14 protein-coding genes and 1 pseudogene are annotated in these 13,261 nt (G+C 60.2%); 3 read left to right on the top strand and 12 right to left on the bottom strand.

The genetic code is table 11. The annotated features are described in order from the left end of the window. Positions 1 to 91: 91 nt before the first annotated feature. The 9 genes from tnpB to C8J33_RS25975 all read right to left on the bottom strand — a co-directional run bounded on the left by tnpB (position 92) and on the right by C8J33_RS25975 (position 8,270). Complete coding sequence (gene tnpB / locus C8J33_RS26015) at positions 92 to 328, bottom strand: IS66 family insertion sequence element accessory protein TnpB (RefSeq protein ID WP_132665861.1); 237 nt, start codon at positions 326 to 328, stop codon at positions 92 to 94. Further along, positions 325 to 741: an IS66-like element accessory protein TnpA gene (tnpA, locus tag C8J33_RS26010; protein ID WP_132665860.1), complete on the bottom strand. Its 417-nt coding sequence runs from the start codon at positions 739 to 741 to the stop codon at positions 325 to 327. The genes tnpB and tnpA overlap by 4 nt, the downstream gene beginning before the upstream one ends. A gap of 596 nt (positions 742 to 1,337) precedes the next feature. Beyond that, a complete protein-coding gene (locus C8J33_RS26005; RefSeq protein WP_110731124.1) occupies positions 1,338 to 1,736 on the bottom strand; it encodes an NUDIX hydrolase in 399 nt (132 codons plus the stop codon). 249 nt (positions 1,737 to 1,985) lie between these two features. Beyond that, on the bottom strand, positions 1,986 to 3,074 hold the full coding sequence (locus tag C8J33_RS26000; protein ID WP_110731107.1) for an ABC transporter ATP-binding protein: 1,089 nt from the start codon (positions 3,072 to 3,074) through the stop codon (positions 1,986 to 1,988). Continuing rightward, positions 3,071 to 3,898, bottom strand: a complete 828-nt coding sequence (locus C8J33_RS25995; protein ID WP_110731106.1) for a carbohydrate ABC transporter permease — start codon at positions 3,896 to 3,898, stop codon at positions 3,071 to 3,073. Before C8J33_RS25995 ends, C8J33_RS26000 begins: the two co-directional genes overlap by 4 nt. Beyond that, complete coding sequence (locus C8J33_RS25990; protein ID WP_110731105.1) at positions 3,895 to 4,797, bottom strand: carbohydrate ABC transporter permease; 903 nt, start codon at positions 4,795 to 4,797, stop codon at positions 3,895 to 3,897. Before C8J33_RS25990 ends, C8J33_RS25995 begins: the two co-directional genes overlap by 4 nt. A gap of 230 nt (positions 4,798 to 5,027) precedes the next feature. Further along, on the bottom strand, positions 5,028 to 6,254 hold the full coding sequence (locus tag C8J33_RS25985; RefSeq protein WP_422039161.1) for an ABC transporter substrate-binding protein: 1,227 nt from the start codon (positions 6,252 to 6,254) through the stop codon (positions 5,028 to 5,030). Positions 6,255 to 6,317: 63 nt separating this feature from the next. Continuing rightward, entirely contained in the window at positions 6,318 to 7,220 is a 903-nt protein-coding gene (locus C8J33_RS25980; RefSeq protein ID WP_110731103.1) for a sugar phosphate isomerase/epimerase family protein, read from the bottom strand. Positions 7,221 to 7,232: 12 nt separating this feature from the next. After that, on the bottom strand, positions 7,233 to 8,270 hold the full coding sequence (locus tag C8J33_RS25975) for a Gfo/Idh/MocA family protein (protein WP_280952332.1): 1,038 nt from the start codon (positions 8,268 to 8,270) through the stop codon (positions 7,233 to 7,235). Positions 8,271 to 8,388: 118 nt separating this feature from the next. Here C8J33_RS25975 and C8J33_RS25970 point away from each other — a divergent pair, with 118 nt between their 5' ends. Beyond that, positions 8,389 to 9,411, top strand: coding sequence for a LacI family DNA-binding transcriptional regulator (locus tag C8J33_RS25970; RefSeq protein WP_110731101.1), 1,023 nt, complete (start codon positions 8,389 to 8,391; stop codon positions 9,409 to 9,411). Positions 9,412 to 9,663: 252 nt separating this feature from the next. On the opposite strand, the gene C8J33_RS25965 is transcribed toward C8J33_RS25970, so the two are convergent. Together C8J33_RS25965 and C8J33_RS25960 are read right to left on the bottom strand one after the other, a co-directional pair. Continuing rightward, a complete protein-coding gene (locus tag C8J33_RS25965) occupies positions 9,664 to 10,119 on the bottom strand; it encodes a DUF1801 domain-containing protein (protein ID WP_110731100.1) in 456 nt (151 codons plus the stop codon). Continuing rightward, the gene (locus tag C8J33_RS25960; protein ID WP_280952331.1) at positions 10,119 to 10,598 is read right to left on the bottom strand and encodes a GyrI-like domain-containing protein; all 480 of its coding nucleotides are present in this window, start codon (positions 10,596 to 10,598) and stop codon (positions 10,119 to 10,121) included. Before C8J33_RS25960 ends, C8J33_RS25965 begins: the two co-directional genes overlap by 1 nt. A 55-nt stretch (positions 10,599 to 10,653) precedes the next feature. Between C8J33_RS25960 and C8J33_RS25955 the strand changes: the two genes are divergently transcribed. Beyond that, a protein-coding gene (locus C8J33_RS25955) for an IS3 family transposase (RefSeq protein ID WP_132665862.1) occupies positions 10,654 to 11,813 on the top strand; the annotation gives its coding sequence in 2 pieces (ribosomal slippage) (positions 10,654 to 10,918 and positions 10,918 to 11,813; 1,161 coding nt in all). A gap of 52 nt (positions 11,814 to 11,865) precedes the next feature. Continuing rightward, complete coding sequence (locus tag C8J33_RS25950) at positions 11,866 to 12,393, top strand: hypothetical protein (RefSeq protein WP_132665859.1); 528 nt, start codon at positions 11,866 to 11,868, stop codon at positions 12,391 to 12,393. On the opposite strand, the pseudogene C8J33_RS25945 reads toward C8J33_RS25950, so the two are convergent. Further along, positions 12,360 to 13,072: pseudogene (locus tag C8J33_RS25945) on the bottom strand (IS5 family transposase). The gene C8J33_RS25950 and the pseudogene C8J33_RS25945 sit on opposite strands and share 34 nt — an antisense overlap. Positions 13,073 to 13,261 lie beyond the last annotated feature (189 nt).

Raw genomic sequence — 13,261 nt, 5'->3', positions numbered from 1 at the left:
CCTCGAGCGCATCGCCAACGGCTGGCCAAGCAGCGATCTCGATGCACTCATGCCCTGGAACTACGCGAGCTGAACGGCCTCAGCTTGCCGCTTACCATATAAACCTTCCTCGCTCCAATTTTTTCGTGAACAGACAAGCTCCCTGGCCATCGTGCCAGACGACCTTGATCAGATCGCCACGCTTACCTCTGAAGCAGAACAAATGACCGCCCAGCGGGTCGTGCTTCAGCACCTCCTGCACCCGTAGCGCCAGGGACGGGAACCCGCATCGCATGTCCGTATAGCCCGTCGCCAGCCACACCCGGACGCCTGTCGGGATCGGGATCATCGCAGCGTCTCCAGCCCGCGCAGAATTCGCAGCAGCGCATCGACGTCGACCTCGCGGTCGACAATGACGGGTCGGCCGTTCGTGCTCAGCACCTCAATGCGACCGCTACCCACTACCGGAGTCGATGAAGCCGAAACGGGCGCAGGAACGTCCGGTATAATCACTGCGGGCACGAAGCCTTCGATCCGATTGCGGCAAAGACTGCCGGACTGCGCCAACTGACGCCAACGGTACAATTGTGAGCGCGAAACCCCGTGCTTCTCAGCCGTCGCGGAGACCGGGCGACCATCGCCAGAAAAGCCTTCCTCGAGAATTTTGAACTTGGCCTCGGCGGTGAAGCGCCGCCGACGCCCTGTGTCGATGATTTCAAGCCGGCCAACCGGTGTCCGAAAACTGTCCTTATGCCTGTCCATAGCGACAAAACGACAGATTCATCTCAACCGCTCAAGGCGGCGCTCCTCGGATGCTTACGCTGCAGCAGCACCCATCAGTGATGTCCCGACGACGATCAGAACCGTGGAACGTGCATCATGCCAGAAAGTCTTGAACAGCGAGATCGCAACAGGTCTGAGGGAAGGCACAGCAGCGTTGTCAACCACGGGATCGCTCCGGTTTAGTGAGGCTCGCGCAAAGGACCTAGGCAGAAACTGGGTTCCTCGGACGCCGATGGGATATGAGGCCCCTCTTCATCTGAAACGCTCCACGTTTAGCGCGTGATCACGCCGGATGTGTGACAACCATCACAGTGCCTCCCGGCGAAAGACCTCGACGGCGCCAGCCGTTTCCCCGATTTCACCGGCGCGCCCGGCAAAAGGTATTGTGGCCCGGGTGTCGCCGCCGGCCAGGTCGTCATAGCGCCTGTAATCGTCCAGATGGGGCGGGCAATACTGGTAGAAGCAAGCCAGTTCGATGCCAGAAGTACGGTTGCTGTCACCCCTATCGCCGGGAATTTTAGTTCCAACGTCGTACTGAAAACAGATGTCGCTCTGCTGACAGCGGACCGTTCGCGTCAGCGTTTTTCGGGTGGACCCGGTCCGTTGGATTGGACCAGCTCGTGAATAAGTTCGCGGAGACCAGCCTGGCCAACATGCCTCGCTGCATCTTCGAGTGAGAACCATCGCTTGGCTCGCAAAGCCTTCTCTGGATAACATCGCGCCACTGAGTGCGTATCAATGAGGTGCACCGTCACGTGGAAAAGCTTGTCAACACTATCCTTCGTGTAGGTAAAGCTTCCAAAGGACATCTCGGAAGCACTGCCACGCACGCCTGCTTCCTCAAAGGCTTCACGCTGCGCGGCGGCGTTCGACGTTTCACCTGCTTCAATATGACCCTTGGGCAACCCCCATCGGCCACTCCGCCGACTGCTGACCAATAGCACTTGCAGTGTTCCCAGTTTCGTACGCCGCATGCATATGGCACCGGCTTGCAGGACATCGCCACTCTGTGAAACCGGTAGTGAGCTGGCTTTAACACCATCTTGCAATAGACTGTCTCCTGAGAGGCTTTGTATTGGGCGACGAGCAAGTGCTCACAGCTGGGTTTGTTTTGCGCATTCGACACGTGGGAGACGCCCATTCGAGACTGCTGAGGCTATCCAAGTTCATAGGTGCACTTTTAGAGCATCAAGGCGATGAGCATATGCCAAACCTGAACCCCATCATTCGGTGGCTATTCTCGCTTCAGTCTCGGCGTCGAAGATATGGATATGGGCGGGGGCGATGCCGAGCGCTACGGTATCGCCGACGGCAGCCGGGCTGCGCCCATTGGTGACAAGCACGATCTCCGGCTTGCTGTCGGTGGTGATGTAGCTGTTCGACCCGGTACTCTCGACGGCTGCTACCCGCAGGCGAAGTGCACCGTGGCCCGCGGATACGCCGTCCTGCTCCACCGTCAGATGCTCCGGCCGCAGGCCGGCGACCAGCCGCCGTCCCGCCGGAACCGGCCGGTCGAGCGCGATTGTCTGCGGCTGCCCAAGGTCGAGCACGAGCGACCGCCCATCAACCCCCGCCATCGCCGGCACGAAATTCATGGCCGGCGAGCCGATGAAGCCGGCGACGAACCGGTTGACCGGGCGGTCGTAGAGATCGAGCGGCGCGCCCTGCTGCTCGATGACGCCCTGGCGCATGACGACGACGTGGTCGGCCATGGTCATCGCCTCGATCTGGTCGTGCGTCACATAGACCGACGTGGCACCCAGCCGGTCGTGCAGCGTGCGGATTTCCTTACGCATGTGGACGCGTAGCGCCGCGTCAAGGTTGGACAGCGGCTCGTCGAACAGGAATGCCTTGGGATGCCGGATGATCGCGCGGCTCATCGCGACACGTTGGCGCTGACCGCCGGACAGTTCGCGCGGATAGCGCCTGAGGAGCGTCGTAAGCCCGGTGGTGACGGCAACGTCCTCCGCCGCCTTCTTCCGCTCTGCCTTTGGCACGCCGCGGATGCGCAAGCTGTACGTCAGGTTCTCCTCCACCGTCATATGCGGGTAGAGCGCATAGGACTGGAAGACCATGGCAAGGTCGCGCTTGCGCGGCGGCACGTTGGTCATGGTCTGCCCGGCGATGATCAGGTCGCCGCTGGTGATGCTCTCCAGCCCCGCCATGGAGCGCAGCAACGTGGACTTGCCACAGCCGGACGGGCCGACGAGCGCAACGAAGGAGCCCTTCTTGATCCGCAGATCGATGTCGCGCAGCGCGTGATAGGCGCCGTAATGCTTGTTGACGCCGGAAAGTTCGATCTGGTGGGTCATTTGAGGGCTCCCGAAGTGAGGCCGGAGACAATGCTGCGTTGAAGCAGGACGAAGATGGCAAGGACGGGCGTCACATACATCGCGGCATAAGCCAGGATGTTGTTCCACTCGTTGGTGTTCGGCCCCATGAAGGAATTCAGGCCGACGCTCGCTGGCTGCAACGCGATGTCCTGGATCATCGATTTGGAATAGACGAATTCTCCGAAGGCCTGCATGAAGATGAGAATGGCGGAGACAAGAATGCCGTTGCGGGCGAGCGGCAGTACGATGTTGAAGAATGCACCGACGCGTGAATTGCCGTCGACCAGCGCCGCCTCTTCGAGCTCCATAGGCACGCTCATGAAGCTGGAGCGCACCAGCACCACGTAGAACGGCATGCTCTTGGCGGAGATGGCAATAATCACCGCCAGTCGCGGAGTGGCGAGCAGTCCGAGCTGGGAGAAGCCGACGAAAATGGGCGTGATCATCAGCGAGGCGGGCAGAACCTGAAGCATCAGGATGAAAAACAGGCCGACATCCACCCAGCGGCTGCGATAGCGCGCCAGAACATAGGCGCATCCGGTTCCGAGCAGAACGATCAGTGCCACAGCGCCCGAGGCGATGACCGTCGAATTCCACATGTAGCGGCCCATGTCGCGGGTCTGCCATACATAGGTATAGACGCTCCACTGCGGATCGAGCGGCAAAAGGGCCGGAGGCGTGGCGAAGGTGGCCGAACCGCTCTTCAGCGAGGTCACGTACATCCAGTAGAGCGGAAAGAGGTAGATCGCGGCCAAGACGAGGGCGATGGCCAGCATCAGCCGGTTTCGAAAGGTCTCGCTCATCCGCGCACCTCATGGCGTGTGGAGCGCACGTAGACGACGGAGGCGAGCATGACGAAGACGGTCATGATCACCGAGATCGCCGCCCCTTGCGCGAAATCGTACTGGCGGAACGACAGATCCCATGCCCAGTACTGGGTGACGTTGGACGAATTGTTGGGCCCGCCCGAGGTAATGGCCGCGAACAGGTCGAACTGCTGCAGCGTGAAGATCAGCCCGAGCGATACGATGGCACCGATGGTGGAGCGCATCATGGGCAGCGTGATGGTCCAGAACCGCTGGAACACATTGGCGCCGTCCAGTTCCGAGGCCTCGTAGAGATCCGCCGGGATCGCCGACAGCCCGACCGAGAGCAGGATCATGTTGAACGACGTGCCGAGCCAGATATTGGCGAGGATGACGGCCCACAGCGAGAAATCCGGGTCCGACCGCCAAAAGATATTGGCGTCGATCACGCCGGCCGACCGCAGCACGAAGTTCAGGACGCCGAAATCACCGGACAGGATCCAATTCCAGATGGCGCCGACGACGAGGCCGGGCATGACCCAAGAGACAAGGAACAGGCCACGCAGCCAGGAGGCACCGGGAAAATTGGTCCAGAAGAACAGTGCGAGCGAGAAGCCGAAGAAGACCTGCCCGGCGATCGAGGCGGCGACGAAGATCGCCGTGTTGGACAGGATCGGCCAGGTTTCCGGCTGGGAAAACAGGGTTACGTAATTCTTGAGGCCGACGAACGGCCGCCAGAACGTACCGAGACTGAACATATCGACCTCCTGAAAACTCATCAGGATGTTGTAGATCAGCGGCAGGCCCGCGAGCGCGAACAGGAACGCGAATGGAAAGGCGATCAGGGCGATGTCGAACCCCTTGCCATCCTTGAGGCTGGAAATGATGCGTCTCATGATGTTTCCCCGTTTGGCTATCGTCAGCCCCCACTGACCCTCTGTCCCAAGAGGGACACGAGGGCTTGCCATGCTTGAGGCACGGTCGGGAGTAGATAACATCTTTCTGTGTCCGCCTGCGGGAAGATGGTGCCGGCAGGCGGATGAGGGGCGATGCCGGTCGCACAGCAAAGCTCATGGCCCTCGTTCCTCATCCGCCCTTCGGCAGTCTCCCTGGGAGGGAAGACGGATCAGCCCAGGATGGACTTGATCTTTTCGGCTGCCTGATCGAGCGCATCCTGCGCGGTCATCTGGCCGGTCAGCGCGCCCTGGATGGCATCTTGGATCGCCTTGGAGATCTTCGGCCATTCCGGATGCGGACCGCGGGGCTGGGCATACTTCATCTGTTCGACGAACACCTTCAGCGCTTCATCTTTCTTCTCGTTCCCAGTTGGCGGGATCGCGATGGTCGATTCTGCCGGTAGCAGGCCGAAATCCTTGAAAAGCCGCTTGTCCTGCGAGGCGAAATATTCGACGACCTTGAAGGCTTCGGCCGGATGCTTGGTGGTCGAGAAGATCGCCCAGTTGAAATCGCCCATGGCAGACGAGCGCTTGGCGCCGACTTCGGGAATTGGCAATAGCGTGACGCCCCAGTCGAATTTGGCTTCCGCGCTCATCCGGTCGAGTTCCCACGGTCCGGAAATTGCCATGGCGGCGTTGCCGGAATTGAAGGTCCCGGTCGATTCCCACTGGCCACGGGTCAGCGTGTCCGGCGAGGCGAGCTTCTCGTCGAGGATCGTCTTCCAGATCTCCAGCGCCTTGACCGCACCCGGTGAGTTGATCGCTTCGTAAGAGCCGCCGCCCATCTGTGCCCAAGGCAGGAACTGGAACGTTCCTTCTTCATTGCCCTTTGCGGAGAAAGCCAGGCCGTAGACGTTTTTGGCCGGATCGTTCAGCTTGCGGGCGGCATCCACCAGTTCGGCCCAGGTCTGCGGCGGCTTTGCCGGATCCAGTCCCTTGGCCTTGAAAAGATCCTTGTTGTAATAAAGCGCGATCGTGTTGGTCGATCTTGGAATGCCGTAATTCTTGCTGTCCCAGACGGTCGAGGCCAGCGGACCTGGGAAATAGTCGGCAGTCTTGATCACGGTCGATGCTTTGATCAGGTCCGTCATGTCGAGAAACGCGCCGCGCGATGCGAACATCGCATGCTCGGGATTGTCGATGGTGATGACGTCAGGCGCTTGGCCCGTCGAATAGGCGCGCATCGCCTCGCTGACGACATCGTCGAACTGGATCTGCCGGTATTCGACCGTAATGCCGTTCTTCAGGGCGTTGAAATCCTTGATCAGGTTCGGCGTCGGCTGCTCGGGCCGGTCGAGCGACCAGACGGTGATTTTTACATCTTCGGCATGGGCTGAAAGGTCGGATGCGGAGACAGTCATCAGCGCGATCGCGCTGGCGGCAAGCCATGTCTTCATTGTCATATTCTCCTCCTACGTGTTGTCAGGGTCGGCCGGCATCCTCCATGCCGACCGGCAGTCTTATTGCGGGTCGGTGACGAAGCTGCCGCCCCGGCAATTCTTGAGATGGTTCAACCCGTGGACCTGGCCGGTCATTTCCAGCGCGTCGCGGTAGACGGGATCGTGCCAGCCCTCGATGTCGATCGAGCCGGACCAGCCGGCTAGCCGCAACTCGGAGATGACGTCCGTCCAGTTGCTGTCGCCAAAGCCGGGCGTCCGCATGAAGACGAACTTTTCCTTGCCGAAAATGCCGTGCTCGCGGATGACGTCCCAGCGGATCGTCGCGTCCTTGCCGTGCACGTGGAAGATCTTGTGCGCCCATTTGCGGATCTGCGGCAGCGGGTCGATCAGGTAGACCATCTGGTGGCAGGGTTCCCACTCGAGGCCGATATGGTCGTCCGGCGTCGCGTTGAAGATCAGTTCCCACGCATCCGGATTGTGGGCGATGTTCCAGTCGCCGGTCTGCCAGTTGCCGTCCATCGCGCAGTTTTCGAAGGCAATCTTCACGCCCTTGTCGGCCGCACGCTTGGCAAGGTCGCTCCAGATTTCCGTGTAGCGCGGCAGGCTGTCCGGCAGGGGCTTGCCCCGCACCCGGCCCGTGAAGCCGGCAACGCAGGTTGCGCCGAAGTGATGGGCGTTGTCGATGCAGTCCTTCCAGCCTTGCAAGCTCTGGAGGTCCATGTCGCCGCCCTCCAGCGGATTGCCGAACATGCCGATCGTGGACATGGTGATGTCCCGATCGCCGATCGCCTCGACGCAATGCTTGCCGAGTTCGGCCAGATCCTGCCCGTTGGTCGTCTGCCAGAAGAACGGTTCGAAACTCTCGAAACCGAGATCGGCGATCTTGCCGATGCGGGCTGCGGCCTCGCCGCCGCTGGCGTTGATCATCGTGCCGATGCGGATGGAAGTTGCGGGATTGCTCACGGGTTGGCGTCCTTATGCTGTAAGATCGACCGGCAGGCCGGTGCGGGCGCTCTCGATGGCACCGAACACCATCGAAAGACTGCGGATGTTGTCGCGGCTGACTGTCTCGGGCCCCTCGCCCGTTTCGATCGCGCGGAGAAAATCGAGGAGGACGCTGGCGTGACCATGGGTCTGTTCGTCATGCTCGCCGTGTGGCACCTCGACGGGCGTCGTCCCGCGCAGCAGCCCCGGCGTATCGCCGGCGATGGCCGCCGTGAACGTCTCTTCGCCGTCCCAGGTCAGCATGCCCTTCGACCCGACCAGCCGCCAGGCGCTCTCCCAGCTCGTCCGCTCGCCTTCCGCGCACCACGAGCCGCGATAGGTGAAGACCGCGTCGTCCGACAACGTGAAGATCGCGTTCGCCGCCGCACCATGTGCGTACCAGGAGCCGGCGGGATTGGACTCGACGCAATAGACCGACTGCGGCACCTTGCCGGAAACGAAGCGGGCTGCGTCGAAGGTGTGGATCGCCATGTCGAGCAGCAACACGTTCTGCATCGCCTCGCGGAAACCGCCGAAGTGCGGCGCAAGGAAAAAGTCGCAGTGGACCGCCGTCAGGGCGCCAATCGCGCCACTTTCGATGAAGCGGCGCATGCGGCGGACGCCGGAGATATAGCGGCGGTTCTGCACGATCGCATGGATGCGCCCGGCCTCCTCTGCCAGCGCCAGAAGCTCGCGCGCCTCCTCCATCGAGGCCGCCATCGGCTTCTCGCTGAGCACGTGGCAACCGCGCGACAGCGCCAGCGACACTACGGCCCGGCGCGCTGCCGGCACGACGACGTCGAAGACTAGATCTGCGCCGGTCGCATCGAGCATGGCGCCGAGGTCGGTGCCGATGCTGGCGTCACCCAGTCCGAACTCGTCGGCAAGCGCCTTGGCCGCAGCAGCATCCAGATCGACGAGCCCGACGATCTGGATCTGGCTCTCCACATCCGGGTGTGTGGCAAGAGCCCTGAGCCACCCTTTAGCCATAGCTCCGCAACCGCATAAAACGGCTTTATATACTGTCACTTAGATTCTCCCCAACGAGATCGAAACTCCTTTTTCGACCGCCGTAAACGTTTACGAGACTATGGACAAAACAGTGTCCGTGTCAATAGGATTTGTGGAAATAGAAGGATGAGCGCAGGTGGCAGTAAAGGGAATACGGGAATTAGCCCATTATCTGGATATATCGATCGGCACGGTGTCGCGCGCGCTGAACGGTAAGAAAGACGTCAATGGGGAGACGCGAAGGCGGGTTCTGGAGGCGGCCGAGCGCCTCGGTTACGTTGCCAACCAATCCGGGCGAGCCCTGCGCAAGGGATCGACTGGCGTCATCGGCTTCATGATGCAGACGGGGCACGAGATCACGGGGCAGGGCGATACGTTCTTCATGAGCGTGTTCGACGGCGTGCAGACAGTGTTTGCCCGTCACGGACTCGATCTCGTCGCTCTGCTTTGCTCCTCGGAAGAAGATCCAGATGCATATCTCGAACGGGTGGTGGCACGCGGCTTTGCCGATGGCATCATGCTGTCGGCCACGCGGCGGATTGACAAACGCTTCGCGCTGCTCGAACGGCGCAAGATCCCATTCATCTCTCTTGGCCGCAGTCTGACGGACGTCGGGCAGCCTTTCATTGACCTCGATTTCGAAGGCATGGCAGAGACCGTGATGACGCGTCTGGCGCTGCGGGGCCATCGCCGCATCGCCATACTCCGTCCACATGACGACCTGAATTTCGCCAATGTCTTTCTACAGCGCTGCCGTGAAGTCTTGGCAGAGCATGGGCTGGTGCTGGAGGACGACTTGATCTTCAAAGCGTCACCGAACGAAGCTGAAGGCTATCGCGTCGGGCGGGAGCTTGCTGCCCTTCCCGATCGCCCTTCGGCCATCGTCGTACTGAATGACGGTAGCGTGGCGGGCGTGTTCCAAGGCCTTGACGCAGCGGGCTTAACACCCGGCAAGGATATCTCCGTCATCGGCCTCCATAGCCCGCAAGCGCGGTACCTCTCCCCTCGCCTGACCTGTTTCGATTTGTCGCTGCGCGATCTGGGCATAGCACTTGCCGAAACCCTTCTTGCCAGCATGCCCTCCTATGCCGCGCTCTACCCCAACGCCGCCCATCGCAAACTTTGGCCAATGATATTCATCGACGGCGACAGCGGCTGAGAGGCTGACCCTGGAGGGCTGGCCCGGCAGTGCCATAGTGAGGAAGCCTAGCAAACTGATATCGAGCTGCCAGTGTGGAACGATCAAAGCATGGTCTGCACGTTATTCTGTAAACGGAGCTTCTCCATGTAGAGGAGACCCATCACACAAGGCCCGATAACGTCTATGACCGATTCTGACGTAGTTCAGATCAAATGGATCCATCTTTTGAACTTTTGCAGCATTGCAAAATTGGGACATCTGCGACAATTACTAAGTCCGCTCATGTAGAAGCTTCTCCGCCGGGCTCCGTCGACAGCGATAGGTGAGCGACATGGCCAAGCACATTGCAAGTGGCCCAGTCGGCAGCGGGATAGAAGAGTCGAGCAGAATCGCCCTGTTGCCCTGATATCGGAATGCCTCGGGGAACTGCGTGCGAAACGTCTCGACCAGGGTTGTGCGGCAGTTGAACAGCACCACGCCTATGCCCGCCGGCGACTTTGGAACACCAAGCCGGATCGTGCTGCCGCTGCACGTCGCTTTGGTGAGATAGGCGGGCTCGCCCCATTTCAGTGTCTCGGTCAACAGGCCGACCCCGCTGGTATTGGCTGCCGTCGCGAAGATCAGCCGCCGAACCCCTAGAAGCTGCATGCGAACCGGCTCCGCGAACGCGGCGAAGGACGCCGCCACGTCAGCGGGCATGACCGGCAATTCCGCAACACCGCGCATCACGATACCCTGAGCGGCAGGTGGATGTCGGTAACAAGTTCGGTGGGCGCGACTTGTTGCGGGCTGTTGAGGTAGGCTTCAAACATCGGCGCATCGTCCGGTTCATGGCCGGATTGCGGAAGCCACACACCAAGAAGCCAGCGATAGGTACCCTTCATATCCGCATAGGGGCCTCGATAGCGGAGCCGCGCATAGAGGCCGCCGCGCACGATCACCTCCTCGATCGGCGGAGCCAACGTGACGCCATCGGCCACCGGAGAACAGGCACGGGAACGCAGGTTCTCGACCGGCATGAGGTCAGGATCATCATAGAAGACAGCCAGCATCCGCTGATCCGACGCCATGAGGGCCTGCGCTGCAAGCGCGGTGAACAGCTTCGCCATTGCGTGGTCAATCTGCATATAGGCACCGCTATGAGCGATGCTGGCGCAGCGGATTGGAGGGAGTGTTTCTATTGAGATAGGAAAATGGCCTGCCACATGAGAAGTGGTCCCTTTTTGAAGTATGGCTTACGAGCCGAAGAAGGACATTGAAGTGGCAGCAAAAAGACACAAGGCAGAAGAGATCGTCACGAAGCTTCGTCAGGTTGACGTGCTGAATGCGCAGGGCAAATCGATAACGGAGGCGATCCGGTCGATAGGCGTGACGGAAGTTACATATTACCGCTGGCGGGCGGAATACGGTGGCCTGAAGGGCGATCAGGTGAAGCGTCTGAAGGAATTGGAGACCGAGAACGCTCGCCTCCGCCGTGCAGTTTCTGATCTGACCTTGGACAAGATGATCCTTACGGAGGCGGCCAGGGGAAACTTCTAAGCCCCGCCCGCCGTCGTGCCTGTGTTGACCATGTCACTGCAGAACTGGGTGTGTCCGAACGGCGGGCATGCCGGGTTCTCGGCCAGCATCGTTCCACACAGCGCAAAAACGCAAAGACACCAGATGACGAAGCGGCATTGACCGCCGACATCACGGCGCTCGCCCTCCAGTATGGCCGCTATGGATATCGCCGCATCACCGCGATGCTGCACCAGGCAGGTTGGATCGTGAACGTCAAACGGGTCGAGCGGATATGGCGACGGGAGGGGCTGAAGGTTCCATCCAAGCAGCCCAAGCGCAGTCGTCTCTGGCTGAACGACAGCTCATGCATGCGGCTTCGGCCGGAGTACCCCAACCATGTCTGGTCCTACGATTTTGTCGAGGACCGGACCCACAATGGAAAGAAAATCCGCATGTTAAACGTGATCGACGAGTTCACGCGAGAATGCGTCGCCATCAGGGTCGAGAGAAGTCTGAAGGCTGTCGACGTGATCGATGTGCTCTCCGATCTCTTCATTCTGCGCGGCATTCCTGCGCATATTCGTTCCGATAACGGCCCTGAGTTCATCGCCAAGGCTTTGAGGGAGTGGATTACGCTGGTCGGTGCCAAGACGGCCTACATCATGCCGGGCAGCCCGTGGGAAAACGGCTATTGCGAAAGCTTCAACTCGAAGCTCCGGGATGAGCTGCTCAATGGAGAAATCTTCTACACGCTCAAGGAGGCGAAGATCATTATCGAGGGTTGGCGGCGGCACTACAACACCGTTCGTCCGCACTCGTCACTGAACTACAAGCCACCCGCACCTGAAGCCACCGTGTGGCCGCGCAAGAACGGACCTGCTTCAACGCCAGCCGTGGCGGACAGACCAAGCATGCACTAACATTAAACCCGGATCACCAAATGGGGGCAGGCCAATTCTCGGTCGCTGGTTTGTGTCGAATGCCTTGCTGGCCGCACCCCAGGCTGCCGCGCCGGTTGCCTTTGCTCTCTTGGCGCTACCCCTGACCGGCGACGCGAAAAGCGGCGCGGCCATCGTCATGGCAATGATCACTGCGCAAGTGCTGGGCGCGGTCCCCATCGCTCGCCTTGGCCGAACCTATAATGCTGTTTCATACCTGAAGCTTTTAGTCGTCATCCGGACGCTTGCTTTTTCCACGATCACTTTTCTTGCCGCCTTGAAGGCACCCTTCGTCCTGATGATCATCGCCGGTTCTGCCGCCGGTTTCGTCAACGGAGCGGCCAGCGGCTACATGCGCGCTATCCTCAACTACATCACAGGGCCCGAACGCTTGCTCAAATCACTGGGCATCGCAGCGACCCTCAACGAGATCACGTTTGTCGCAGCACCTGTCGTGGCGTCTCTGCTGGGGTTTTTGTCCCCTCCTCTCGCTATCGGCGTCGTGACCGCTCTAGGGCCTGTTGAGATTCATCGTGAATTGATGAGGGCCGCAGCGAGGTAGATGGCGGCTGTGAAGCTGGTGTCGGTTTTGTCGGCACGCATGGCGATGCGTTTGAATTCCTTGAGTTTGCAGAAGAAGTTCTCGATGAGATGTCGCCATTTGTAGATGTCGAGGTCGACAGGGATCGGTTTGGCGCGGCGTGGATGCTGGGAGATGACGATCTGCGCACCGCGCTTGTTCAGGTCGGCGATGATGACGTTGCTGTCGAAGGCCTTATCCGCGATCAGGCCACCGAATTCGAGCCCCTTGATGAGTGTCTCGACGCCGACGGTGTCGAACCGCTGTCCGGGCATGAGGACGAAGCGCACGAGATTGCCCAGCGCATCGGTCAGCGCGAGGATCTTGGTCGTCATGCCGCCTTTAGAGCGGCCGATGGCCTGGCTGCAAGTCCCCCTTTTGCGCCTTGTCCGTGGCGGTGGACTTTCACGATCGTGGCATCGACCATCGCATATTCCATGTCCGGTTCCTTGGAGCAGGCATCGAACAGCCGCTTGAAGACATCGGCTTTCACCCAGTCCCGGTAACGGCGAAACACCGTGTTCCAGTTACCGAAGCCCTCCGGCAGGTCCCGCCACGGACTGCCCGTCCGCACGATCCACAGGATCGCCTCGACGAACAGACGGTTGTCGCCGCCGCTACGCCCGGGATCACCCGGCTTGCCAAGGCATAGTGGCGCCATCTTCGCCCATTGGGCGTCGGTCAAAACATATCGGTCCATCCGCAGCTTGAATCAGAAAACCACAACTAATGGAATCCTGAATCTCAACAGGCCCTAGCATTACAGTTGCGATTTTCCGATAGCTCTGAATCTATAGGTCTCCATGATTCGGAGGTCATGGATGGTGGGTGCATCAATCGAGACGACGTT

This window comes from Rhizobium sp. PP-CC-3G-465 (genome assembly GCF_004343445.1).
Classification (GTDB): domain Bacteria; phylum Pseudomonadota; class Alphaproteobacteria; order Rhizobiales; family Rhizobiaceae; genus Ferranicluibacter; species Ferranicluibacter rubi.
Note: the sequence above shows the minus strand (reverse complement) of the source record. Positions and strands in the feature narration are given on the sequence as shown.

Bases quoted from the DNA above. Each gene is read 5' to 3' on its own strand.
- tnpB (WP_132665861.1), bottom strand. From the start codon at position 328: ATGATCCCGATCCCGACAGGCGTCCGGGTGTGGCTGGCGACGGGCTAT.
- tnpA (WP_132665860.1), bottom strand. From the start codon at position 741: ATGGACAGGCATAAGGACAGTTTTCGGACACCGGTTGGCCGGCTTGAA.
- C8J33_RS26005 (WP_110731124.1), bottom strand. From the start codon at position 1,736: ATGCGGCGTACGAAACTGGGAACACTGCAAGTGCTATTGGTCAGCAGT.
- C8J33_RS26000 (WP_110731107.1), bottom strand. From the start codon at position 3,074: ATGACCCACCAGATCGAACTTTCCGGCGTCAACAAGCATTACGGCGCC.
- C8J33_RS25995 (WP_110731106.1), bottom strand. From the start codon at position 3,898: ATGAGCGAGACCTTTCGAAACCGGCTGATGCTGGCCATCGCCCTCGTC.
- C8J33_RS25990 (WP_110731105.1), bottom strand. From the start codon at position 4,797: ATGAGACGCATCATTTCCAGCCTCAAGGATGGCAAGGGGTTCGACATC.
- C8J33_RS25985 (WP_422039161.1), bottom strand. From the start codon at position 6,254: ATGAAGACATGGCTTGCCGCCAGCGCGATCGCGCTGATGACTGTCTCC.
- C8J33_RS25965 (WP_110731100.1), bottom strand. From the start codon at position 10,119: ATGCGCGGTGTTGCGGAATTGCCGGTCATGCCCGCTGACGTGGCGGCG.